This is a genomic window from Geomicrobium sp. JSM 1781026, assembly GCF_041949955.1.
Classification (GTDB): Bacteria; Bacillota; Bacilli; order Bacillales; family Marinococcaceae; genus Geomicrobium_A.
The window spans coordinates 1-21,880 of sequence record NZ_JBHFQF010000016.1; the positions used below are offsets into that span (position 1 = coordinate 1).

The 21,880-nt window shown below is 44.4% G+C and carries 24 protein-coding genes; 16 read left to right on the top strand and 8 right to left on the bottom strand.

Annotated features, from left to right (window positions below):
- On the top strand, positions 1-96 hold a 96-nt coding region (locus ACE1TF_RS19235; protein ID WP_375016308.1), incomplete at its 5' end, for an IS3 family transposase.
- A 266-nt stretch (positions 97-362) separates the two neighbouring features.
- Here the strand turns inward: ACE1TF_RS19235 and ACE1TF_RS19240 are convergent.
- Complete coding sequence (locus tag ACE1TF_RS19240; RefSeq protein WP_375019244.1) at positions 363-1,046, bottom strand: DeoR/GlpR family DNA-binding transcription regulator; 684 nt, start codon at positions 1,044-1,046, stop codon at positions 363-365.
- A 228-nt stretch (positions 1,047-1,274) separates the two neighbouring features.
- Here ACE1TF_RS19240 and ACE1TF_RS19245 point away from each other — a divergent pair, with 228 nt between their 5' ends.
- Positions 1,275-2,006, top strand: coding sequence for a MerR family transcriptional regulator (locus ACE1TF_RS19245; RefSeq protein ID WP_375019146.1), 732 nt, complete (start codon positions 1,275-1,277; stop codon positions 2,004-2,006).
- A 68-nt stretch (positions 2,007-2,074) separates the two neighbouring features.
- Complete coding sequence (locus tag ACE1TF_RS19250; protein WP_375019148.1) at positions 2,075-2,320, top strand: hypothetical protein; 246 nt, start codon at positions 2,075-2,077, stop codon at positions 2,318-2,320.
- A 91-nt stretch (positions 2,321-2,411) separates the two neighbouring features.
- On the opposite strand, the gene ACE1TF_RS19255 is transcribed toward ACE1TF_RS19250, so the two are convergent.
- The 5 genes from ACE1TF_RS19255 to ACE1TF_RS19275 form a co-directional block, all read right to left on the bottom strand.
- Positions 2,412-3,176 (bottom strand): ABC transporter permease, encoded by a 765-nt coding sequence (locus ACE1TF_RS19255; protein ID WP_375019150.1) that lies wholly within the window; start codon positions 3,174-3,176, stop codon positions 2,412-2,414.
- Position 3,177: 1 nt separating this feature from the next.
- On the bottom strand, positions 3,178-3,903 hold the full coding sequence (locus ACE1TF_RS19260; protein ID WP_375019152.1) for an ABC transporter ATP-binding protein: 726 nt from the start codon (positions 3,901-3,903) through the stop codon (positions 3,178-3,180).
- A gap of 6 nt (positions 3,904-3,909) precedes the next feature.
- Positions 3,910-4,632: an ABC transporter permease gene (locus ACE1TF_RS19265; protein WP_375019154.1), complete on the bottom strand. Its 723-nt coding sequence runs from the start codon at positions 4,630-4,632 to the stop codon at positions 3,910-3,912.
- A gap of 168 nt (positions 4,633-4,800) precedes the next feature.
- The gene (locus ACE1TF_RS19270; protein WP_375019156.1) at positions 4,801-5,787 is read right to left on the bottom strand and encodes a LytTR family transcriptional regulator DNA-binding domain-containing protein; all 987 of its coding nucleotides are present in this window, start codon (positions 5,785-5,787) and stop codon (positions 4,801-4,803) included.
- Between the two features lie 161 nt (positions 5,788-5,948).
- Entirely contained in the window at positions 5,949-6,437 is a 489-nt protein-coding gene (locus ACE1TF_RS19275) for a small multi-drug export protein (RefSeq protein WP_375019158.1), read from the bottom strand.
- A gap of 258 nt (positions 6,438-6,695) precedes the next feature.
- Between ACE1TF_RS19275 and ACE1TF_RS19280 the strand changes: the two genes are divergently transcribed.
- From ACE1TF_RS19280 to ACE1TF_RS19325, 10 genes are all read left to right on the top strand, one after another.
- Positions 6,696-6,962: a hypothetical protein gene (locus ACE1TF_RS19280; protein WP_375019160.1), complete on the top strand. Its 267-nt coding sequence runs from the start codon at positions 6,696-6,698 to the stop codon at positions 6,960-6,962.
- Positions 6,959-7,282 carry an ArsR/SmtB family transcription factor gene (locus ACE1TF_RS19285; RefSeq protein ID WP_375019162.1) on the top strand — a complete coding sequence of 108 codons (324 nt, stop codon included), beginning with the start codon at positions 6,959-6,961 and terminating at the stop codon, positions 7,280-7,282. Before ACE1TF_RS19280 ends, ACE1TF_RS19285 begins: the two co-directional genes overlap by 4 nt.
- Positions 7,283-7,288: 6 nt before the next feature.
- Positions 7,289-7,576, top strand: coding sequence for a hypothetical protein (locus tag ACE1TF_RS19290; RefSeq protein ID WP_375019164.1), 288 nt, complete (start codon positions 7,289-7,291; stop codon positions 7,574-7,576).
- A 36-nt stretch (positions 7,577-7,612) separates the two neighbouring features.
- Positions 7,613-9,235, top strand: a complete 1,623-nt coding sequence (locus ACE1TF_RS19295; RefSeq protein ID WP_375019166.1) for a sigma-54 interaction domain-containing protein — start codon at positions 7,613-7,615, stop codon at positions 9,233-9,235.
- A gap of 88 nt (positions 9,236-9,323) precedes the next feature.
- A complete protein-coding gene (locus ACE1TF_RS19300) occupies positions 9,324-10,517 on the top strand; it encodes a thiolase family protein (protein ID WP_375019168.1) in 1,194 nt (397 codons plus the stop codon).
- On the top strand, positions 10,517-11,362 hold the full coding sequence (locus ACE1TF_RS19305; protein WP_375019170.1) for a 3-hydroxyacyl-CoA dehydrogenase family protein: 846 nt from the start codon (positions 10,517-10,519) through the stop codon (positions 11,360-11,362). Before ACE1TF_RS19300 ends, ACE1TF_RS19305 begins: the two co-directional genes overlap by 1 nt.
- 216 nt (positions 11,363-11,578) lie before the next feature.
- Positions 11,579-12,313, top strand: coding sequence for a sulfite exporter TauE/SafE family protein (locus ACE1TF_RS19310; protein ID WP_375019172.1), 735 nt, complete (start codon positions 11,579-11,581; stop codon positions 12,311-12,313).
- 127 nt (positions 12,314-12,440) lie between these two features.
- Positions 12,441-13,340, top strand: a complete 900-nt coding sequence (murQ, locus tag ACE1TF_RS19315) for an N-acetylmuramic acid 6-phosphate etherase (protein ID WP_375019174.1) — start codon at positions 12,441-12,443, stop codon at positions 13,338-13,340.
- Positions 13,341-13,441: 101 nt separating this feature from the next.
- Positions 13,442-16,480, top strand: a complete 3,039-nt coding sequence (locus ACE1TF_RS19320; RefSeq protein WP_375019176.1) for an efflux RND transporter permease subunit — start codon at positions 13,442-13,444, stop codon at positions 16,478-16,480.
- A gap of 574 nt (positions 16,481-17,054) precedes the next feature.
- The gene (locus ACE1TF_RS19325; RefSeq protein WP_238544541.1) at positions 17,055-17,504 is read left to right on the top strand and encodes a VanZ family protein; all 450 of its coding nucleotides are present in this window, start codon (positions 17,055-17,057) and stop codon (positions 17,502-17,504) included.
- Here ACE1TF_RS19325 and ACE1TF_RS19330 read toward each other — a convergent pair.
- On the bottom strand, positions 17,486-18,112 hold the full coding sequence (locus ACE1TF_RS19330) for a TVP38/TMEM64 family protein (protein WP_375019178.1): 627 nt from the start codon (positions 18,110-18,112) through the stop codon (positions 17,486-17,488). The genes ACE1TF_RS19325 and ACE1TF_RS19330 overlap by 19 nt on opposite strands.
- Positions 18,113-18,193: 81 nt before the next feature.
- Between ACE1TF_RS19330 and ACE1TF_RS19335 the strand changes: the two genes are divergently transcribed.
- Complete coding sequence (locus ACE1TF_RS19335) at positions 18,194-18,766, top strand: peptidylprolyl isomerase (protein ID WP_375019180.1); 573 nt, start codon at positions 18,194-18,196, stop codon at positions 18,764-18,766.
- 88 nt (positions 18,767-18,854) lie between these two features.
- Here the strand turns inward: ACE1TF_RS19335 and ACE1TF_RS19340 are convergent, their stop codons facing one another.
- Positions 18,855-19,418 (bottom strand): TetR/AcrR family transcriptional regulator, encoded by a 564-nt coding sequence (locus tag ACE1TF_RS19340; RefSeq protein ID WP_375019182.1) that lies wholly within the window; start codon positions 19,416-19,418, stop codon positions 18,855-18,857.
- An 81-nt stretch (positions 19,419-19,499) separates the two neighbouring features.
- Between ACE1TF_RS19340 and ACE1TF_RS19345 the strand changes: the two genes are divergently transcribed.
- Positions 19,500-20,711, top strand: coding sequence for an MFS transporter (locus ACE1TF_RS19345; RefSeq protein ID WP_375019184.1), 1,212 nt, complete (start codon positions 19,500-19,502; stop codon positions 20,709-20,711).
- Positions 20,712-20,734: 23 nt separating this feature from the next.
- Positions 20,735-21,859 (top strand): NADH:flavin oxidoreductase, encoded by a 1,125-nt coding sequence (locus tag ACE1TF_RS19350; protein ID WP_375019186.1) that lies wholly within the window; start codon positions 20,735-20,737, stop codon positions 21,857-21,859.
- Positions 21,860-21,880 lie beyond the last annotated feature (21 nt).

A 21,880-nucleotide genomic window follows, 5' to 3' on the forward strand; every position in this document is an offset into this window, starting at 1 on the left:
TACATGCATTATTACAACCATGATCGAATTAAATTAAAACTGGCTGGTCATAGTCCGGTCCAATACCGAACTTTAACCAGCCAATCCGCTTCATAATAAAAACTTTAACTTTTGGGGGTCACTACCTGACCGCCGATGTTGAACTTGTGCTCTGGAGTATAAAGAAAACACGGTGGACGTCTTTTGGCCACCGATGTTGCCCTTATAGTCTGGACTGCAAGCATCCGCCTAAAGTGGAAAGCAACAACAAACTGCGCAATTGGGAAAATGTTACGTTCATCCTATATAGATCGTTTATATAATTCTAAAGAGGGTATGGCGTAGTGCAAAGCTTGGCCCCGTCGCTCGAGAAGCGCATTCATTTAGCCGGCTTCTGTGTCTGCAATTGAAATTGATACTCCAGCGTTTTTCATTGGGGCCAAGTGGTCGTCAAGGGTATCGCTGTCTGTGATTACCTCATGAATACGTGCGAGCGGACAAATGGAAGAAAACATCGTCGTGTCGAATTTATGATGCTCCACAAGAGCAATCACTTTTGCGGATGCCGCATAGATGTGTTCATGAAAAACAGCGACTTCTGGAGTGGCGGTGCTTAACCCTTTTGCTGATATACCTCCAGCAGAAGCAAAGCAAAGGTCGACAGAGAATCGCCGACTGTTCTCAAGCGCTAAACTGTCGGTCATATTCCCTGAGGATTTAACTTCTCCTCCAATTAAATAGGTGGTCACGTGCGTATAATCACGCAAGTGATAGGCAATCTCAACAGAGTTTGTCACGACTGTATACGCAAAGTCTACAGGCAAATACTGAAGAAGAGCGTAATGAATGGATGCACCACCGATAAAAACGGTTTGCTCAGGTTCAATGCGTGCTACCGCTTCCTTTGCGATTTGTTGTTGTTGGGTGTTAGCTTTGCCATATCTTTCTTGATTTGACCTTGGGCTTTGCCTGCTCATTGGCATTGGAATAGCCCCGCCGTGGGTCCGCTTGAGAAGGTTTAGTTCCTCCATCATTGACAAATCACGACGTAATGAATCGATCGAAATTCCGAATTTTTCTTATAGTTATTTTGTTGATACGCGGCCTTTTGCTTTTAACATTTGCACGATCGTGTCTCTTCGTTCCTCCAAATACATGTGATCACCCTTTCGGTTTAGTTAATGGTAGTACACAGCATTAATTCTGTTTTGTTTATTTTATTTCATTTTATTTCATTTCATGTTGACTCTAACGCTACGTGACAGTTTAACGTATTTATTGTGGGAGGTGACGGATTGCTTAAAGTTAAACAAGTAAGCCAGATTGTAGGGATTAGTGTGCGGACGTTGCACCATTATGATGAGATTGGGTTACTCGTTCCCGATACAACGACAGAGGCGGGGTATCGATTGTATTCGGAAGAAAACCTAAAAGATTTGCAACAAATTCTGTTTTTCAAAGAACTTGGGCTCTCATTAAAGTCAATAAAGGAAATTATAACTAATCCTGGATTTGACCATCGAGATGCATTAATGCTTCATCGCAAAAGTTTGGAAGAAAAAAAGCGAGCGATTGTGCAAATGATTGAAACGATCGATCGAACATTAGACGCTAAAGAAGGAGAGATTGATATGACAGATAAAAAACATTTTGCAGGGTTTGATTTTTCAGAAGGCGAGCAATATGAGAAGGAAGCGAGAGACAAATGGGGGGATAAAGCTGTGGACGAAGCAAAAGGTCACGTGCACAAGCAGGAGACGAAGATGGCTGAGCGTATGAACGACATTTATCGAGATCTTGCTACAATGCGTGATACTGAACCAACTTCACAAGAAGCTCAGCAAGCAATCGCAACGTGGTATGTGTATTTAAATGAGCTGGGTACGTACTCACTGGATGCATTCGCGGGCTTAGGGAAGATGTACGTTGCAGATGAGCGGTTCAAGAACAACATCGATCAGTTTGGTGAAGGATTGGCTGCTTGGATGCAACAAGCGATGCGAGCATATGCTGAACAAAACAAATGATTGGCGAACCTCGACGAGGGGATCGGGATCGATTAGAATGAAAGAAATTAAAAATTGGAGAGGGAGAAATGAATCGATCTCACGTACACCTTTGCATTGGTCTCGTATTCATCTTCATTTCAGCGCTTTTATACGGAGCAAGAGTCATTTCTGTTGCGATTTTTGCGATTCCCTTTGCCGACGTTTTAGACAGTTTAAGTACGAATCTTGCGAACTACGCTAGCAGTCAATTGCCTGTAATGTTTCTTCCATTCACGATCTTGTCGTTTGTTATCGGACTCGCATCTTTCGTTTTATCGTTCAGATCAAAGTAGATGATGGAGCGTTTGAGCAGCTCCAATCCATTACAATTGCCCGCCTGTGCATCGGCACTGGGCGGGCTTTGTGTGTCGGAAGGCGCTATTGTTAAGCAGAAGTCTTAGACCAAGAAAATACACGAATGGCGATCGTAAATAAAATGACGATGGTGATCATAATCACGGTTAGGCTTAGCCATAACGGGTACTCTGCAGAATAATTTACGATTAAAAGGTCACGTTTTACATCACCCAAATAGGTGAATGGGAAAAATAAAGCGATCGTGTCCATTACTTGACTGGAATAAATACTTAACGGCATAAGTACGCCACTAAGCATAAGCACGGGTGCAGATAATCCACCGAGCAATGCACCAGCCGTTTCTGCAGATTGTAAAATTGAACCAAAAATGAATCCGAGTGTAACCATCATGGCGAGCGTGAGCATCGAGATGGCTATTCCAGGGAGAAACTGGCTGATTGATATGATTCCAAGTAACACGCCAAGTAGCAAAAATAATACCATTTGAAACACGCCAATGAGGAAACGGACAGAAATTTGTGACAGGACATACGTGCTTTTTTTTAGGGGTGAGATTTCTAACAGTCGAAGAACACCACTCTTTCGTTGCTCAATGAGAGGGATGGCTGTTCCAAGAAGACCAGATGATAACAAGGCGAACACGATCAGTCCAGGGAATAGATACTCCATGAACGAGAGGCCATCGGCCTGGGCTGGAGTGAGCATATCAATCCCCCAAAACATAAGCAAAAATAATAAAGGGAATATCATGATTAAAAAGAATGTTCTTGGAACTCTTTTTATTTCTAACCATTGAACTTTGGACAGTTCAACTAGCGTTTGTTTTTGCATATCAATCTACTCCTGTCCGCATTGTAGAACCTGTGAGACTCTTGAACGCTTCATTAAGTGTTTGTTTGTTTTTATTTGCGTATTTTCGAATGAGTTGCTCCGATGTATCGATGTCGAGAATAGCTCCTTCGTGCAAGACAGCAACTTGATCACTAAATTGTTCGGCTTCTTCCATATAGTGGGTCGTAAACACGATCGTTTTTCCTTTAGCTTTCATATCGGCGAGTACTTCCCAAATCAATTCTCTCACTTGGACGTCTAAGCCGGCAGTCGGTTCATCAAGCAAAATCACTTTTGGGTCGCCAATGAGGGCTAACCCAATCGCTGTTCGTTGTTTTTGACCTGTGGAAAGCTTGTGGATGCGCTTATGCTTCAAAGCATCCAAGTGTAAAAGATCTAGTAAGTGATCAGGAGATATCGGTTTTGAATAAAAGCTAGCAAACAATGAGTATAATTCTTGAACCGTGGTGCGTTCGAACATCGCGTGGTTTTGCAATTGGACGCCGACAGAATTTCGTATTGAAGAAACCTGCTTGCCATTAATGGACAGAGACCCGGAGTCGTAAGATGTGAGTCCGATGAGGCATTCCATGAGCGTCGTTTTCCCTGCACCATTCCTTCCTAAAATCGCAAAGGTCTGATTTTCTAGAATTGTGAGGGTCACGTCGTTTAGGGCGCGCCGGTCGTCGTATATTTTGACAAGGTCTTGAATATGGATATTCATCATTTCTCTTTATCCTTTCTGTTCGTTGTGACGGTGGACTAGATAAAGAACAATACCAAAGAAGACGGTCCATCCACTTAATACGATGAGGGGCAGATAATAATCGGATACATTCCCTCCAGCGATGCTTAAGCCTAGTCCTTCGTAAGCGTATTTGATCGGGAAGAGTGCATTGATGGATGACACCCACCTTTGATCGATGAGTGGTTCGAATGTAGCCAAAAAGAAAAGGCCTAGTGCAACCGGCAAATGAATGCTCGTTGATTGAACTTGAGATGTTGACCACAGTCCGATTGACGTTGAAAGTAGCAGATAAAAAGTACAAGACAGCAGGAAGAACAGAGCGAAAGGAAGGGGCTGAACGCTGAGCCCTTGAATAAATAAGCAGATGGCACAAATGATTACGGTGAGACTAAAAAACAAGATGCTTTTTGCCATGAGCACCTCCTTTACATTCGTTGGAGATGCGAGAAGCATTTGAAATGTCCCTTTTTCTTTTTCTTCGGCAATCGACGTGGCCGGCATCATACCGCAAAGAAACAATACCGCCATTAATATCGGCATCGATACGAGTTCAAAGCTCTCACTCGGTTGACTCGGGTCAGACATTAACGTATACAGCACCGCAACAAAAACAGGCATGATTAACAACATGACGATGAGTGGATGTTTAAGGTGATCCTTCACATCTTTTAAAAATAAATATCGTATTCTTTTAATGGATAAGTCCATGTTCGAATTCTCTCCGATCAATGTGGGAGTGTACACGCCGGCAAATGAACGAAGAGCGGATCCCCCTTCCATGTTTCAAGTGTATGGAATGTCAGAGCCGATCGCATCATTTGAGCGATGAGTGGTGACGTTGATCTTGCCAGTGATGCAAATAGACAGGTGAATGGTTCACGTTTGGATGCCCAGCTTCTCATACAAAGGAAGGACATTTGCTCGTGATAACGGCACGCTCGTATTTTCGACAGAAAGAATCAAGCTGTAACTGTTTCTCGTCCACTTCATCACTTCCCGTACCCGCTGCAAATTCACGAGATACGACCGATGTGTTCGGAAAAAGCCAAAGGGGAGTAGTTGCAGCTCCAATTCTTGCAGCGTTAACGTCGAGCGAAATGTTTCAGTTTGGACGTGCAACATTGATGTCCCGTCAATACTTTCTATGTAATCAATTTCCTCAGGATCAAACAAAATGAGCTTCTCCTCAGATCGAGCAGGGATCTTTTTGAATGAAGGAGGAGTAACATGACTTCGTTCAGGGATTTCTGATGGCGTATATTCACCGTCGGTTTCAAGAAACGTAAGCGCACGGTGTGTGAGCCGGTACACGGCCGCGCCCATTGACAGTGCATCCTCTAAAAATGTACTCGTCACGAGCGTTGTGATCCCTTTTTGCTGCCAGCTTTCGAGGTTTGCTCGCAAAATTAGTTTCGTTTCGTCATCAACACCAGATTCAGGATCTTCAAGAATAATCGTCTTTGGCTCATGAATTATTGCCCGGGCAATGAGCACCCGCCGTTTTATAGAATGTGGCAATTTTCGGTAAGGTTCATTCACATAATCAGATAGTCCCCAATCTCCGACAACTGCTTTTATATCTATAGAAGAGTTGTGCATTTGCGCGAATATCATGAGGTTGTCGCGAACGGAAAGTCGTTCATAAAGTGTATCGTTTTGTGTGAACACACCGATTGGGAAATCACCTACGGATATAGAACCATCCGAAGGTTGGTCTTGTTTTGTGACGAGTGTAATGAGATGCTTCCCTTGCTTTTGGCTACAATGAATGACCGTTGCCGATCCTTCTGGAAGCTCAAGGCTTATTGAAGGAATAATCGAGCGACCGTTTTCAATTTTTGTCAAATTTGTAAATGTAATCATAGTATTCTCCTTACGATATGTTCATCTCTTTAGTATACAAAAAATACAGACAATGAAGGAGAGAGATTTCTCTGATTAACGAGTGAATTGCTTCTGTAATTTACGGGTTTAAACGAAAAACGCTCATCATACGTGAACGTATGATGAGCGTTTGGTGATCCCTATTGAAGAATGGCAAGGTAGCCGAAGTAACCAGCAGCAACGCCTAGCACGCCCCATACAACGATGCTTACCGTGTGCCAAAGAATAACTTTTCCACGGCTTGCACCTGCAGCAAGTGAAATGAATGCGGCGATGTGCCCAGAGGCGATGAGTGGTGCGATGAGTGCCAATCCAGGCACACCGTACTTGTCGTAGTATCCTTGCGCTTTTTTCGCGCGTTTCCCGAAAAAGCCTTCTTTTCCTTTCGCTTCACGTCGTTCTCTGAGCATACGGAACAATGCATTAAACGGAAGGATGATCGCCATAACGGACAACCAGTTGCCAATCATACTGCTAATGGCGGCGGTAACGATCGGTACGCCGATAAAGGCACCGACGAAGCTTCCAAAGAATGTCTCTAAAAATGGAATCATAGCAAGAACAAGTATACCGAGGTGTTGAACGAGTGGATTCACTTCAAGTAAATAGACTAAGAAATCGTTTATCATGGTCATGCACTCCTTGTTTTGTTGGTACGTTAACCATACACTGGATTTTGCAAATTGACGGTAGTTCAGATTGGAGACGTTCGTTTCATGTCATGAAACAGACGGTGATGTGCTGAAACGACGTTAAAATGACGCCAACCGTACGGGAGGTTACGAAACGTCCAAACGGTGTCGCGAAACGGGCAATTTGACAATAACTTTCATGTGTAATAAATTATTTACATATGAAAAAAATAAATAATCAGGAGGGATCAAACGATGGAATCTTTTAATATTTTCGGTATAGTCGTACAGGTTCTTTTCGTATTGCCAATTATTGGCTTGTTCGTTTACCTCATCGTTGTGCTTAGACGAATGAGAAAGCAAACAAACAATGAAGGCAACGACCAAAGTGCAGTAGCTCGGTCGATCGAAGAACTAGACGAACGAGAGATTGTATTGAAGACAGAAATTGGCGAAGAGAGAAAGAAACTACAGCAAGCGATCGGAGATTTGGATCATCTTCTGCATGAGGTGCGAGAATGAGCGAAGAGAGAACCGGGTATGAACTGCTCGCTTTCTTTGAGGCATTAGCGAACCGTCACCGATTACGAATGGTCGCCATGCTCTATGAAGACCGCAAGTACGTAAGCCAATTGGCAAGGGAATTAGGAATGAGCCGTCCCCTCGTCTACATGCACCTCAATCGTCTTGAGGAAGCGAAGATTGTAACAAGTGAACGGGAAATATCCGAAAGTGGCAAAGCGATGAATTATTACGCGCTCGAACCATTTTATGAAGAGATAACAGCAGCTTACATTGCTCGCGCAACAAAGACGCTATCGAACGAAAAAAAGAAAGGATGACGAGCGTTGGAAATTATGGAAGAAGGAATTATTTGGGGAACCGTCATTTATTCTATTGCGGCATTACTCATGATGTTTATCATACTCGCGATTGTTGTCATGCTCGTCGTGTTGTTTGTGCAGTTGGTAAAGAGAAGGAATATGCCAGATCGTTATGCGGCGTATGAAAAGATGGCGACAAACGAAGTAGAGAAGCAAAAGCAACGAATTCAAGATCAAGAAGCGCTTCTTGATGACTTGAAAAAGGCAAACGAAAAAGTTCATGCAGTCAATCGTCGCTTAAGAGATGTATAATAGAAACAACTCTACAAAGTAGAAAGCGGTGTTCGGATGGACGCATCGATTGATAAACTAGTCATTCCAGTCGTGAGAGTAAAAGATAAACGTATTAATTCGTGGAATGATGCTGCCGAGGAGCTAATGGCACATCGTGACCGTTTGGAGGAAGTGCTCAGTCGAAAGGAAGAACGAGCGATTTTTGAAGGCTGGGAAATGGTTAAGGTAAACGAAACGGAAGCCGACGGTCACAACGGCCAACTGTATTTCTTTTTCCCGATTACGTATTCTGATGTTCACGCATTGCGACGTGAAATGGACAGTGTATTAGAAAGCGCATATGATGGCATTTATATTACCGATACAAACGGTTTAACATTGTCGGTGAACAGTGCTGTTGAACGGATCACGAAGATTCCGAAACATTATTTTATCGGAAAAAATGTAACAGAACTCAAAGATAGAGGCATTCTTTCGAGGCCGGTTACATTTCGTGTCGTTGAGGAGAAACGTCCAGTGACGGTTCATGAACGTGGCAGAGGGAATCGAGAAATTATGATGACGGGTAGTCCGGTCATGAACCAAAACGGTGAAGTGGAGAAGGTTATTACGATCATTCGAGATATGAGTGATTTGCGGAGAATTAGTGATGAAATGCGGGAAGTAAGAGAATTGAATACGCTTTACCGGGCTGAATTGGAGCGTGTTAGGCAAGGAGAAAAGAAAGGTATGGTTTGTAAGAACGAAGCGATGCAAAGCATTTATGAAACCGGAGCGCGCTTGGCGAGGGTTGATGCATCCATACTCATTCTCGGTGAAACAGGGGTTGGCAAAGATGTATTTGCAAGTTTCGTTCATCAAGAGAGCCCGAGGAATGATACAGGATCGTTTATTAAAGTGAATTGTGGCGCCATACCGGAAACGCTATTAGAATCGGAACTGTTTGGGTACGAAGCGGGGGCGTTCTCAGGGGCGAATAAAAATGGCAAAGCAGGTATGTTTGAACTTGCGGACGGGGGGACGTTGTTCCTTGATGAAATAGGAGAAATGCCACTCGACCTTCAAGTGAAACTTTTACAAGTTTTGCAAGACAAACAACTAAGAAGGGTCGGCAGTGAGCAAACAAAAGCGATTGATGTCCGCGTCATTTGTGCGACGAATCAAGATTTGCAAGCGCTCGTCAGAGAAGGGCGGTTTCGAGAGGATCTATACTACCGAATCCATGTCATTCCCATTCGAATTCCACCAATCCGCGAAAGAAAAGACGAAATCTTTGCTCTAGCTCAACTCTTTCTTGATCGATTTAATGAAAAATATGACGTCGCAAAACAACTTTCAAGTGAAGTTTTGGATTTCTTTTATAAGCATGACTGGAGGGGAAATGTGCGTGAACTTTCCAACGTCGTCGAGCGGCTTGTCGTAACGACCCACGATTCGTTCGTTACGATTGACGATTTGCCAGATGATTTAATTGCAGGGATGAAAAAACGACATTTGCCTGCAACGTTAGAAGAAGCGAGAGACGGTGCAGAGCGAGAATTACTCGTAGCAGCTTCGATGGAAACCCAGAATACGTATCGATTGGCAGAGCGCCTCGGCACGAGCCAAGCGACAGTCGTTCGCAAGTTGCAGAAATACAACATTCAATTCAAAAACGAATCAATAATGCAAGAGTGAATCGGTTCATTGTTCCAAACGAGCGTGTTCCTCGCGTTTCATTGGCACAATGTTTGCATTTAATTACTCGAGAGAGGAGTGTTGTTACATGAAAAGCGAAAACGATGTGGTGATTGTAAGCGCAGTCAGAACAGCCGTTGGACGAGCGGGCGGAAGTCTTAAACATATGAACAGCGGTGTATTAGCGTCAAAAGTTATTGAAAGCGTCATCAAACGTTCAGGTATTGAACAGTCGAGTGTAGATGAAGTCATATTAGGAGAAGTTCGCTCCACAACAGAATCTTCAAACGTGGCTCGTGTTGCATCGCTGCGCGCAGGGTTACCTGAAGAAACCTCTGCATTTACGGTCAATCGTCTCTGTGCGTCAGGCATTCAAGCGATTACGTCAGGTGTTCAACAGATCCAATCCGAAACAGCACAAGTCGTCATTGCCGGTGGGACTGAAAACTTAAGCCAAGCGCCGATCTACCTGCGGAATTCGCGTTACGGTGAAGGGAACCCGAAACTCGTCGATTCCAACCTAGAAGCCGGGCAGCAGCCTCAAGAAATCTACGGGGAGAACTTAGGAATGGGAATGACAGCAGAAAACGTCGCTGAACGATATGCAATTTCTCGTGAAGATCAAGATGCGTTTGCGCTAGAAAGTCAACGACGTGCACGAGCGGCAATTGACGCTGGAAATTTTAAGGATGAGATTGTGCCGGTGGAAGTGAAAGAACGTAAGAAAACATTCATGTTTGCTGTAGATGAGCATCCTCGAGACACAACGTTGGAGAAGCTGTCGAGCCTCTCACCTGCGTTTAAAAAAGGTGGGTCTGTCACCGCTGGCAATGCTTGCGGACGTAATGACGGGGCAGCGGTTGTCATGCTCATGAAACGAAGTAAAGCCGCACAACTCGGTCTGCAGCCACTTGCGACAATTAGACGTTGGTCAACCGCTGGCGTCTCCCCTGAAGTGATGGGCATAGGTCCTGTTCCTGCTGTGCAGAAACTATTAGCGAGCACGCAAATGAGCGTAGAGGACATTGGTGTATGGGAATTAAATGAAGCTTTTGCATCGCAAGCACTTGCGGTCATTCGTGAGCTGAACTTGCCTATGGATCGCGTGAATCCAAACGGCGGGGCAATCGCCCTCGGTCACCCGCTCGGGGCAACAGGTGCACGTATTACCATCTCATTGCTCTTTGAAATGATGAGAAAGAAACAACAGTACGGGGTAGCAACGCTCTGTGTAGGTGGTGGTCAAGGCATGGCGCTCTTGCTCGAGAGGGAGGAAGCGTAATGAACCAGATTGCTGTCATCGGTGCGGGCACGATGGGAAGAAGCATTGGCTATACTGCAGCGATTCACGGGTTTTCTGTGCGTATTTATGATGTGCATGAAGTTGCCCTAACTCGTGCAAAAACAGCAAATATTGAGCTTGCTGAAAAGAGCGCTACTCGTGAATTTATAACAGACGAACAAAAAGTATACGTCGAGCAGAATATCGTCTATGAACCGAACTTAGAGCGAGCAGTAAAAGGGGCTGATATCGTTATTGAAGCGGTGTTGGAAGAGATGGAGCTAAAAGTCAACGTATTCAAGCAGCTTGACGAGTTGACCGATGAGCAAACCATCCTTGCCACGAACACGTCCACGCTCAGCCCGACAGAAATTGGTGCGGCCACAACTCGTTCAGATCGTGTCGTAGCGATGCATTTCTTTAATCCAGTCCATCGTATGAAACTAATCGAAATTGTACGTGGCCTAGATACATCGGATGAGACCGTCGAACGGGTACAAAAGCTGGGACGACAACTCGGCAAAGAGACGGTTGAGGTACGTGAATTTCCTGGTTTTGTCACTAGCCGAATGAACTGCCTCATCGGAAATGAAGCGATGAACATGTATATGGAAGGCGTCGCCTCTGCCGAGGATATCGATAAAGCAATAAAACTCGGCTTAAATCATCCGATGGGCCCATTGGAGCTTGCTGATCTTGTCGGTCTGGATAGCCGTCTTCGCAACATGAATTATTTGTATGAGACACTCGGAGAAAAGTACCGACCGTGCCCGATCTTAGCCCAATACGTTAAAGCTGGCCGGCTAGGCCGGAAATCAGGTAAAGGGTTTTATGAATATTCATAGCCCAATCTGCACTAGGCTACCGTTTATAAAGTTGTGTATCTATATTTCATAAAAACCTTCCAAAATGTTATTGGGAGGTTTTTTAATTAACGTGCCATGAATCACACCCGTGAAGACCTGGACATGATTGTCCTTCCCTTCGCACTTTCCGCTAGAAACGCACACTGGAAATCTATGATAAGATGAAATTATTCAGAGTAGATTTGAGTGGATGTTATGTGGGAATTTGTTGTGGTTTTCGCCATTTTCCTATTAGGGGCGATTGTTCAAGGGGTTAGTGGTTTTGGATTAGGGCTTGTCGCAATGGGCGTTTTACCCTTATTTTTAACAATTAAGGAAAGCACGTTGCTCGTCATATCTTTATTAGTCGTTGCTGCGGCGACGGTTGTTATTAAAAACGCGAAGCATATTGAGTGGAAAAAAGTACGATCGATTTTAATTTTCGCACTTTTAGGCCGGATTGCTGCGTTCTTCATTCTGTCGAGATACGGTGATTTAAATATTTTGAAGACGTGGCTGGGAATTTTCCTCATTCTCATGGTCGGCTATCTTTTGTTTCAATCTGTCATGAAGCCAGAAAAGAAAGAGCCGACGTTGTGGATTGCGCTTATGCTTGGATTATTGGGCGGATTTATTGGTGGGCTCTTCGGTGTTGGCGGTCCGTTTTTCGTCTTCTATTTTCTCATGGTATTTGCGACAGATAAATACAAATACTTAGTAAACGTTCAGTTTGTCACCCTCATCGTTTGTCTGTTTTCGATCGTATTGCATGCGGTAAACGGGGACTTTGAACCTTCGTTCATTGGCTTATTTATTGCGGGTACGTTGGCGGTCATGATTGGGACATTTATTGGCTTAAGGTTATTTGCAAAGGTGAATAACGAAGTGATTCGCAAATTGGCGATGTTTTTAGTTTTCATATCAGCGCTAAATTTAATTTTATTTTCTTAAAAAAGGTCGGCACATACCGACCTTTTTTTGTTACTACGATTTAAAATATAATTTTAAATTGACATCACTTTATTAAAATATTAAAATGATTAAAAGTTTCAGAATTTAATAGTTGGAGGCATATGCCATGGGAGAATCTTTTGAAAGCGTGACAGAGTCAAGGAATCAGCGGTCCGCTCACATCGATCGACAAACGACTGGAGATATACTTCGTGCGATTAATGCAGAAGATCAACAAGTGGCAACGATCATATCCAAACACATTGATGTGATTGAGGGGATTGTACAAGATGCTGTGCGCGCTTTGCAAAAAGGCGGGCGCTTGTTTTACGTCGGTGCTGGAACGAGCGGGAGAATTGGTGTATTGGATGCGTCAGAGATTCCCCCAACGTATGGCACGGAACCAGAGCTTGTCCAAGCCATTATTGCTGGTGGAGATCAAGCGATATTTGAAGCTGTTGAAGGAACGGAAGATAATGAAGAACTCGGCAGAGACGATCTTCTCGAACGAGGTGTTAAAGAAACAGATGTGGTGATCGCTATTACAGCAAGTGGCAAAGCCCCTTATGTCATAGGAGCACTTAAAGCGGCAGAAGAGCTAGGTGCGGTTACGGTATCATTTACGTGCAATCACCACGCACCGCTTCATGCTTTTGCCAAACACGAGCTCAGCATTGAAGTAGGTCCAGAAATCGTCATGGGCTCGACACGCATGAAAGCAGGAACCGCCCAGAAGCTTGTGTTGAATATGATTACGACGACGACGATGATTCAGCTCGGAAAAGTGTATCGAAATCTAATGGTCGATGTTAAACCGTTAAATAAGAAACTCGTGAGCCGTTCCAAACGGATGATACAATACGCAACCGACTGTAGCGAAGAGCGGGCAGAGCAATTGTTTCATCTTTCCGGACAAAGGCCGAAAATTGCCATCGTCATGGAGCTACTGAATGTATCAGAAACAGAAGCGGAGCAACATTTAGACCGAGAGGAAGGCTTTGTGTATCGGGTGTTAGAAGAGGAATGATTCAGTATTTATGGAAAATGACAATGAACGATAAAATGTTTTAATACGGCCTAGTTAAGGGTATATTTCATCAAGAAGATTGCATAGAAAAGAGGAACAAGATGAAATGGCTCATAACTAGACCGAAGATTACCGTATTGTTTTTTATTATGTTGACGATCATTGGGGCAATTAGTTTTTCACAAATGCCGCAACGTGAAATTCCGGAGTTCTCGCCTCCAATTGCGCAAGTGACGACAGTATATCCGGGGTCTTCAGCAGAAGAAATTGAACAACAAGTGACCAACCCTATTGAGGATGCTTTAACTCAATATGAAGAAATAGAATCATATGAATCGGTATCTGCTCCAGGGTTATCACTCATTACGATTGAACTGGATGAATCCATTGACGATTCAGCCGTCGTTTGGAATGAAATTAACCAAGATGTAAATGGTCTCGCCTCATCATTTCCAGACGATAGTAATACGCCTGAATTTACAACCACATCCGGTGATCAAGGGCTTGCTACATACCATGTTAAATACAACGATGATGACGCACTTCCTGCCATCCAAGAAGTACTCGATGACTATGCAGAAGAAGTGGGAAATACCCCCGACTTATTAGAACTCGATGTGCAAGGTGGTCTAGAACGAGAGGTGCTCGTTAGCCTTGATGCTGCTTTAATGGAAGACAATGATCTTACTTATGAGCAGATCATTGGCGTATTGAACGGAGAAGAAGACCTCGCGCCTGTTGGAGAGTGGGAAGACGACAATTATATTTACCCAGTAGACGTGAGCAATTATTCATCTATAGAAGAGTTTAACCAATTGCCCGTCGGCGTGAATGAAGATGGGGACACGATTCTACTAGAAGATGTGGCGACGATGGACGTCACTTTCCAAGCGCGTGAACAAGCAGTGACTTATGACGGCGATCAATCATTAGCACTGACGTTTACGTTCGGCCCTGGGAGCAGTGTGCCAACGGCGCAATCACAGCTCGATGACATTGTTGCAGAACTTAATGAATCATTGCCAGGGTCCACAGAAGCAGAATTGCTATACACACAAGATGATCTCGTATCTGACTTATTTGCAGATTTGGCCTTGTCTTTTGCAATTGCGGTTGTTGCCGTTCTGATCGTTTGTTCATTAGGCTTACGGATTGGTTCAGCAATTAGTGTTGCGATTGCCATCCCGGTATCGCTCAGCATTGGGTCGATCGCCATCCCATTTTTTGACGTTGGGTTGAACCAAATTTCATTAATTGCTTATATCATCGTGCTGGCCATACTTGTCGATGACGGGATTGTAGTGAACGACAACATCGAACGCCAGCTTCGAAACGGTAAGAACCCGAAAGAAGCTGCGTACAAAGGAACGAAAGAAGTGTTCTGGTCGGTAGTTACTTCGACAATTGTCGTCGTATTTACATTTTTCCCGATCTTGTTGTTGCCAGGCGGCGCAGGAGAGTTCATTCGACCGCTCCCTGTCGTGCTCATTAGTGCGATCATCGCTTCTACAGTCGTTAGCTTGTTTCTCATTCCAATTTACCGAACTTGGAAAGAGAAACGCAGAAAGTCGTCCGTTAACGAAAAGCCTCCTGGACTTTTAGGGTCATTGTTCGAGCGTTCAGGGAAAGTATACAGTGAGAAGTTTATGCGGCGCATCGTCAGACGCCCGTTTGTCGTCTCCTTTATCGGGTTAGGGTTAGGAACCGCGGCATTTGCGCTCATTCCATTTATCCCGTTGGAATTCTTCCCTGATTCTGACCGCGAAGAAGTGTTCATTGAAGCTACGCTCCCGGATGGGACACCGCTGCAAGAAACAGAAGCCTATTCAGAGGAAATTGCTGACTGGGTTAATGAGGAGCCGTTTGTGCGCTCGGTATCTACATTTACTGGTACAGCCATCCCTGATCTATTTTCATCAGATGGTGGAAGTGAGGAAAGTGAGAATCTCGCAAACTTCCTCATCTATATTGATAAAGACATGATTGATGCGCGAGATGCGATGAATCAATGGAGCGAAGAGCTACCAGAAGCTTTTGGCGGTCTTGAGTCGTATGAAGTGTCGATCATTGAATCAGGTCCTCCAGTAGGCGCGCCAATTGCTATTGAAATTCAAGGAGAATCCATTGATGCACTACTTGATAAGAGTGGAGAAGCGCAAGAAGTTCTCGCAAACACCGAAGGTGTGCTGAATGTAGATGATGATATTGGAACAGCTGTTGAATCGTATCAAATGCAGCTCGACCGAGATGTAATGGAGGAAAACAACTTCTCAAGTAGTGAAATAAGTGACACCCTTGCTGCAATTGGAGAAGGTGTTCCTCTAGGCGAGTTTGACGTTGACGGGGAATTACTCGATTGGCGTGTCGCTTATGATGGCAATGAAGTGGATTTGCTTGATGAAGTTACCTTAGAAGGTATAGAAGAGTCTGTTGTTCTTTCAGATATCGTCACGATTGAAGAAGCAGAAGTTACGCCACGCATTCCGCACTCAGATGGCAATCGTATCGTAACGGTACGGGCTTTCCCTGGTGAACGGAGCGCTGATGATATTATCGCTGAAGTCGAAGATGATCTGTTAGCGTTAGAAGATGAAGAGACATCTATCACGATTGGAGGGGAGACAGCGGAGAGAACCGATGTGTTCATCCAAATCGGTCAAATCTTTATCGTTGTTGTGTTCCTCATCTTAATTGTGATGGCGATTCAATTCTATTCGCTTTCCATTCCGTTTATCATATTAAGTGCTGTGTATTTAGCGTTTGCCGGCGCAATGATTGGTTTATTTATCACTCAAACAGGACTCGGCTTCATGTCACTTATGGGTGGTGTGAGCTTGGCCGGTATCGTCGTCCGAAACGGAATTGTGCTTATCGAATTCATTGAACAGAGACGAAAAGAAGGGCTCGGTGCCAAAGAAGCCGTTACGCTCGCTGCAGAGCAGCGTTTCCGCCCGGTCGTGCTCACGTCCCTTACAACAATTGCCGGTCTAATGCCCGTTGCCCTTGGTAACAGCACATTATTCCAACCGTTAGGGATTACCATCGTTTCAGGCGCGCTATTCTCCGCCGTATTAACGTTGTTTGTTGTACCTGCACTCTATCTAGTACGTGAACGCTGGAAACGAGGAGAAATTTCGTAAACGAGCAAAGGTTGATGAGAAGATCACTTCTCATCAACCTTTTTTTAGGATGCGCGAGTTCGATTTATATGGATCTTTTAGATGTGGACGATCGGTGCTTGCGCTCCGCCGTCATACTTAGGCGGGGGAACCTCTTGTTTAATTGATGGATCATGGCATCTTTGTGCAGGTTGATGAAGGGTGGTTGTACCGTCTGAACGACGGTCATGTTTATTTGACTCCTTTTGGCTTCCAATCGGTGAGCATGTGACTTCAAACTGGCAAATCTGGGGATGTACGAACGAACCAATCTGAAGAGGCTGCATACTAGACTAGGCGTGCTAATTCGATGAGTATTCCACTACGATGTGCAGGGTGCGGATTTCTATCATAAAAAGACCGATGGTGAGTTTTCCGTCTTATACCCAATCAAACCGGAGAAAAACTTCCCTCGCAAATTTCGCTCCCGCTCACCCATGTGAACAGGAAAAGAATTTTCTCTTTTTAAGTATTGTTCCTGCCGACATTGCTAGAAGTCATTGCTTATTTGGTGTGTGCATACAGTAATAGAAATGCATGTCCTGGGGGAGATTTTGTGAGGACCTGGTACTGGGTATTGTTCACGCTTTATATGAGTGCGTTGGTATACGTGACGTTTTTTGCTTGGAATCACGGGGCGTCCCTCGGGCCTGAAGGTCCTGGGGGAAGAAATTATAATCTCACCCCAGTGAGGAGCATTTACCGGATTGCTGTTTTTAGTCCTGAATGGGTAGCACCTGTCCGTATTCTCATTGGAAATATTATTATGTTTATGCCGCTTGGTTTTTTTCTGCCGTTATTATTCAGACAGGTGCGTACGATCCTGCGCATTGTCCTCGTAGGTTTGTTTGTATCCTTATGGATCGAAGTGATGCAGTTTTTGCTCACGTATCGAGTTGCTGACGTCGATGATCTTATTTTGAATGTGATCGGCGCTTTTAGCGGAGGTGTACTCTATTTCGCAATGCGCTCAGTCAAACGTCGTGTTTATTTGTTTAACGTATAGCGGACCCATAAGCGATAGCAACTGTACACGACGAGTAAAAACAAACCGTAAAAAACGGCAACATAAACTAAGCCGAGCGGGTTATGTACGATCGTACTACCGACCGTCGCAAATAAAATCATTGATGGAATTTTGCCGAGTGAAGAGGCAATCGCGTAACCCCAAAACCCAACGCGGCTAAGCGCGCTATATATGTTCACAATAATTGATGGCACGATCGGAATTAACCGTGTCAAAAAGATCGTCATAAAGGCATTCCGTTCAAATAAACCATTAATACGCGCCAGTGTAGCGTACCGATTGAGCACGCGCTCTCCCCAATCTTGATAGCCGTACCTGACGAACATAAACATAATAATTGAAGCGGCTGCAGAGCCGACCCATGTAACGAAACTTCCGAGAACAGAGCCGTAAATCGCACCTAAAATACCCCCGATAATCGGATAAGGAATAATCGGGAAAAGCGAGAGCAATGTAGCAATTGCTGCGGTGATCAAAATTGACTCGGTACCTTCTTGGTCAATCCAAAGAGCAAGTTCTTCTCCATATAATAATGCCACAAGCGCTAATGATACGAGTATCATTAGCACGAATAATTTTCGTAACATCTGGTCACCTCCCGTCTATTTTAGCAGAATTCTGCTAGAATAGAATGGTCGAACGTTTAATAGATGAGGGTGAAAATACAGATGAAAAGAATTGGTTTGTTGTTAGGTTTAACTGTACTTCTCGTTGGGTGTAGCACAGAAGGGGAAGTTTCTGAAGACGGGGTTGACCGTAATGATGCGGTAGAAGTGACGATGACGATGGAAACGGGCGGGGAAGTCGAGATGCACTTGTATCCGAACAATGCGCCTGAAACTGTAGACAATTTCGTCTCTCTTGTTGAAGATGGCTTTTATGATGGACTTACGTTTCACCGTATTGTTCCAGGGTTTATGGTCCAAGGCGGTGACCCTGACGGCACTGGAATGGGGGGATCCCCTGAAACCATTACCGGTGAGTTCGCAAGTAATGAAATTGAAAATCCGTTAGATCATCAAGAAGGTGTGCTCTCCATGGCTAGAGTTCAAGGAGATCATAATTCAGCATCATCCCAATTCTTCATTATGCTCGGGGAGCATGCATCTTTAGACGGGGATTACGCCGCCTTTGGAGAAGTCGTTGACGGAATGGACGTTGTCGAAGAAATCGCTCAATCGGAAACAACAGGGGAGATGGCAGTTGACCCGCCCGTCATTGCTTCCATGGAAGTGAACTAAAGTACAGTTAAAACGATACTAAATCGCTTGTGTGGTGCCCGAAATCAAAACCTCAATAAAAAACTAGCCTGCTCCGGCTAGTTTTTTATTATGAGAGTCCATCTAGGAAAATTTCCGCGGATTTTACGTAGCGTCGTTTTCGTTCCTCAATTGGATAATCACCATACAGCATGACCATGCCGACAGAAAGGGCGCTTGCAATTTCACTCACTTCCCACGGATCGCCTACGTTCCACTCTTCTTGACGATTCCCTTCTTGAATAATGTCCATAAAGCATTCGGTGTAGCGGTCGTCGATTTCTTTAATTTTGGCTTTAATCTCTGATGAGTAATGACTTTCCAAAGCATAAAATTCAGCAACAGCACTTCTCATCGGATGATACGTTTGCCGGGTCGCACTATATGTGGCAAGTCCGATGAATTTCTCTCTTGCGTTGTTGAATTCATGGCTTTTAAGAGACCATTCATGTAACCAGTGATCATCGTCTTTTTCAATAATCTTTAGGAATAAAGCTTCTTTGTTTTTGAAATGATGATAAAGATTCCCTTTGCTGCTTCCTGATGCTCGAACAATATCAGCAACCGATGTTTCTCGGTATCCTTTTTCAATAAACAGCTGTTTTGCGGCTTCAATGATGGATTGCTCTTTCAAGTGAAATTCCTCCTTGACGAGAGTTCTTTTATCGATTATATTATAGACCGACCGCTCGGTCTGTGTAAAGGAGGAATCATGATGGAGACAGAAGTTAAACTATCAAGGAACCGCACATTTATCCTCATGTTTATTGCTGGCGTCTTTGCAGTAGTAGGGTTTAGTATGTTTCTTACGACGGTATCATGGTATGCCGTTACAGAAATGGACTCGGCTGCAGCCGTGGGTTTAGTGCTGATGGCAGCGACCATTCCTCGACTGCTAATGATGGTATTTGGCGGTGTTCTTGCCGATAAATATAAGAAAACAACAATCATGTTTATTACGAACCTGACGCAAGGGTTTTTATTGCTTCTTTTGTATCTGTTTGTTGCAAGTGACAACCTGACATTAACGATTCTTTTAGTGTTGGCGGGTATCTTTGGCATGCTTGATGCCTTTTTTGGTCCGGCAAGCTCTTCGCTCATTCCAAAAATTGTTGCTAAAGCACAATTGCAACGGGCGAATGCCGTGTTTCAAGGGGCTGACCAAATTTCATTTATCATCGGTCCAATTCTTGCTGGGGTGTTGATGGAAGCCTACTCGGTGGCCGGAAGCTTTCTCATTGCCACTATTCTCGTGTTCTTTTCAGCGATATTCATCTTTCCACCACTCATTAAAGAAGCAGCTGTGGAAGAGCGCACACAGCAAAGCCCGATGCAAGATCTTAAAGACGGTTTGCAATACGTACGCAGGTCGCAATTTTTGCTCGTCGGTTTGCTCGTATTAATTACGCTTAACTTCTTTGTCTTTGGCGCACTTCATATTGCCATTCCACTCTTAGTCGATGTTCACGGAGGCTCTCCATTAAACCTCAGCTTCATGGAGGCAAGTCTTGGGATCGGCATGTTACTCGGAAGCATGATTCTAGGTGTGTATACAATTAAAAGGCGAAGAGGCGCGATGACCCTATACGGGTTGCTTGCCGCTCTTGTGCTCTTTATTATCTTTAGCCTCATTCCGAACTTAACGGGGTTAACGATCTTAATCTTTTTTATTGGGTTTTCAATGGTGTTTGTCTATATTCCATTCTTTACCGTCGCTCAGGAAAATACGGATCAACACATTATGGGAAGAGTCATGAGTATCATCTTTTTAGCCATGAATGGGTTTGACCCGGTATCTTACGGGATTGTAACCGGGATGGTGGCTTTCGAGATTCCAATTCAACTCGTGTTATTTGGTCTTGGAGTCGTGGGGCTCGTCATTTGGTTCTTTATCTTTTTCAAAGCGAAACAATTTCGTGAGGTTTAAAATGACAAAAGAACAGGAATGTCATGAACAGAGACTTTAGAAAGCTAGGTGAAACTGTGAACGAGTTATTTGCAAAAGGATCTATAGGAAATCATATACTAAAAAACCGATATATCGTTGGGCCGATGACGCGTGTAAGCTCTGAGGAAGATGGAACGCCGAATGAACGTGTCCGACAATATTATGAGCGCTTTGCTAAGGGTGGCTTTGCTGCGGTCATAACTGAGGGTGTTTATCCGGATACAAAGCATAGTCAAGCGTATCGCTACCAAGGTGGTTTAGCGACGGAGAAACATGCAAGTGCTTGGGCACCGATTGTAGAAGGTGTGAAAAGTCACGGCGCGCTCATGATTGCGCAGTTAATGCACGGAGGGGCGCAAACGCAAGGAAATCATTATACAGACGTCACGGTTGCTCCTTCTGAGTTTTCACCACCTGCAGATAAAGTGGAAGTGTATTACGGAAGCGGAGCGTTCCCGACAGCAAAAGAATTGTCTAAACAAGAGATTGAAGAAGTCAAACAAGGATTTGTACAGTCAGCGAAGCTTGCCAGTCAGGCTGGGTTTAGCGGCGTTGAATTACATGGGGCGAATGGGTATTTACTTGATGAGTTTCTTTCTGAAGTGAGCAACAAACGTACCGATGAATATGGCGGTAGTGTGGAGAATCGTGTCCGTCTGCTCGTTGAATTAATTGAAGAAGTACGAGCGGCTGTTGGCACTGAGATGATGCTAGGCATCCGCATTTCACAGTTGAAAGCGACGAACGGGTCGTATGTTTGGCCAGGAGGGGAAAGTGATGCCCGTATCATTTTCTCTGCACTCGGGAAGACGAGCGCTGACTACATCCACATCTCGGATATCGATGCGGCTGCTCCCGGTTTTGGTGAAGGAACGAAAACGATGGCGCAAGCGGCGAAACAATATGCGAACAAGCCAATCATCACGTGCGGAGATTTAGGCGATCCAGAAAAAGCCGCACGAGTGCTTCAGCAAGGAGAAGCTGATTATATTGCCGTTGCTCGCCAAGCATTAGCGAATCCAGATACGCCAAATCGAGTGAAAGAAGGGAAGCCATTGGGTAACTTCGATGGCAAAGCGGTCATGACCCCGCAAGCGTATGTAAAGGATTTTGAATTAGAATACTAGAGTATTAGGGAGCTAACCGTA

Bases quoted from the DNA above. Each gene is read 5' to 3' on its own strand.
- ACE1TF_RS19250 (WP_375019148.1), top strand. From the start codon at position 2,075: ATGAATCGATCTCACGTACACCTTTGCATTGGTCTCGTATTCATCTTC.
- ACE1TF_RS19255 (WP_375019150.1), bottom strand. From the start codon at position 3,176: ATGCAAAAACAAACGCTAGTTGAACTGTCCAAAGTTCAATGGTTAGAA.
- ACE1TF_RS19260 (WP_375019152.1), bottom strand. From the start codon at position 3,903: ATGATGAATATCCATATTCAAGACCTTGTCAAAATATACGACGACCGG.
- ACE1TF_RS19265 (WP_375019154.1), bottom strand. From the start codon at position 4,632: ATGGACTTATCCATTAAAAGAATACGATATTTATTTTTAAAAGATGTG.
- ACE1TF_RS19270 (WP_375019156.1), bottom strand. From the start codon at position 5,787: ATGATTACATTTACAAATTTGACAAAAATTGAAAACGGTCGCTCGATT.
- ACE1TF_RS19275 (WP_375019158.1), bottom strand. From the start codon at position 6,437: ATGATAAACGATTTCTTAGTCTATTTACTTGAAGTGAATCCACTCGTT.
- ACE1TF_RS19280 (WP_375019160.1), top strand. From the start codon at position 6,696: ATGGAATCTTTTAATATTTTCGGTATAGTCGTACAGGTTCTTTTCGTA.
- ACE1TF_RS19285 (WP_375019162.1), top strand. From the start codon at position 6,959: ATGAGCGAAGAGAGAACCGGGTATGAACTGCTCGCTTTCTTTGAGGCA.
- ACE1TF_RS19295 (WP_375019166.1), top strand. From the start codon at position 7,613: ATGGACGCATCGATTGATAAACTAGTCATTCCAGTCGTGAGAGTAAAA.
- ACE1TF_RS19300 (WP_375019168.1), top strand. From the start codon at position 9,324: ATGAAAAGCGAAAACGATGTGGTGATTGTAAGCGCAGTCAGAACAGCC.
- ACE1TF_RS19305 (WP_375019170.1), top strand. From the start codon at position 10,517: ATGAACCAGATTGCTGTCATCGGTGCGGGCACGATGGGAAGAAGCATT.
- ACE1TF_RS19310 (WP_375019172.1), top strand. From the start codon at position 11,579: ATGTGGGAATTTGTTGTGGTTTTCGCCATTTTCCTATTAGGGGCGATT.
- murQ (WP_375019174.1), top strand. From the start codon at position 12,441: ATGGGAGAATCTTTTGAAAGCGTGACAGAGTCAAGGAATCAGCGGTCC.
- ACE1TF_RS19320 (WP_375019176.1), top strand. From the start codon at position 13,442: ATGAAATGGCTCATAACTAGACCGAAGATTACCGTATTGTTTTTTATT.
- ACE1TF_RS19330 (WP_375019178.1), bottom strand. From the start codon at position 18,112: ATGTTACGAAAATTATTCGTGCTAATGATACTCGTATCATTAGCGCTT.
- ACE1TF_RS19335 (WP_375019180.1), top strand. From the start codon at position 18,194: ATGAAAAGAATTGGTTTGTTGTTAGGTTTAACTGTACTTCTCGTTGGG.
- ACE1TF_RS19345 (WP_375019184.1), top strand. From the start codon at position 19,500: ATGGAGACAGAAGTTAAACTATCAAGGAACCGCACATTTATCCTCATG.
- ACE1TF_RS19350 (WP_375019186.1), top strand. From the start codon at position 20,735: ATGAACAGAGACTTTAGAAAGCTAGGTGAAACTGTGAACGAGTTATTT.